We start from the raw sequence: 1,123 nt of genomic DNA, 5'->3' as shown, positions 1-1,123 counted from the left end.
AACACTTCGATTACTCAATAATCTTGGTAACGACGCCGGCGCCCACGGTCCGTCCGCCTTCACGAATGGCGAACCGCAGTCCTTCTTCCATCGCAATCGGCGTAATCAGCTCGATGCTCATCTTGATGTTATCGCCAGGCATTACCATCTCCGTCCCGGCCGGCAGATTCGCGACTCCCGTCACGTCGGTCGTCCGGAAGTAGAATTGCGGACGGTAGCCGTTGAAGAACGGAGTGTGGCGTCCGCCTTCTTCTTTGGTCAGGACGTATACTTCCCCTTCAAACTTGGTATGCGGGGTGATCGATCCCGGTTTCGCCAATACCTGGCCCCGTTCCACTTCTTTCCGGTCCACGCCGCGCAGCAGCACTCCGATGTTGTCTCCCGCCACCGCTTGGTCCAGCAGTTTCCGGAACATCTCCACTCCGGTGATGACGGTCTTTTTCACTTCTTCGGCCAAGCCGATGATTTGGACTTCGTCTCCTACTTTCACGATGCCCCGCTCGACTCTACCGGTCGCCACGGTGCCCCGTCCGGTGATGGTGAATACGTCTTCCACCGGCATCAGGAACGGTTTGTCGGTCGCCCGTTCCGGCGTCGGTACATAGGCGTCCACTGCATCCATCAGTTCCCATACTTTGCTGCACCATTCGCAATCACGGCTGCCGCAGCCACATTCCAGCGCTTTCAGGCCCGAACCCCGAACGATCGGGATCTCGTCTCCAGGAAATTCATATTGCGATAACAGATCCCGGATCTCCATCTCCACCAGTTCGATTAATTCGGGATCGTCCACCATATCGACTTTGTTCAACCAAACTACGATGTACGGCACGCCGACCTGACGGGCCAACAGGATGTGTTCCCGCGTCTGCGGCATCGGACCGTCCGCCGCCGATACGACCAGGATGGCTCCGTCCATCTGCGCCGCTCCGGTGATCATGTTCTTCACGTAGTCGGCGTGACCCGGGCAGTCCACGTGCGCATAGTGCCGTTTGTCGGTCTCGTATTCCACGTGTGCGGTATTGATCGTGATTCCGCGTTCCTTTTCCTCCGGCGCTTTGTCGATCTCGTCGAACTTCACAAAACTCGCTTTCCCTGCTTTCGATAACACGAGCGTGATCGC

Annotated in this window: 1 protein-coding gene; it reads right to left on the bottom strand. The window is 57.3% G+C overall.

What is annotated here, in order from left to right:
- Positions 1 to 10: 10 nt before the first annotated feature.
- The coding region (tuf, locus tag EDC14_RS26470) for an elongation factor Tu (RefSeq protein WP_132018450.1) at positions 11 to 1,123 on the bottom strand (1,113 nt) is incomplete at its 5' end.

This window comes from Hydrogenispora ethanolica (genome assembly GCF_004340685.1).
GTDB lineage: Bacteria > Bacillota > UBA4882 > UBA8346 > UBA8346 > Hydrogenispora > Hydrogenispora ethanolica.
Note: the sequence above shows the minus strand (reverse complement) of the source record. Positions and strands in the feature narration are given on the sequence as shown.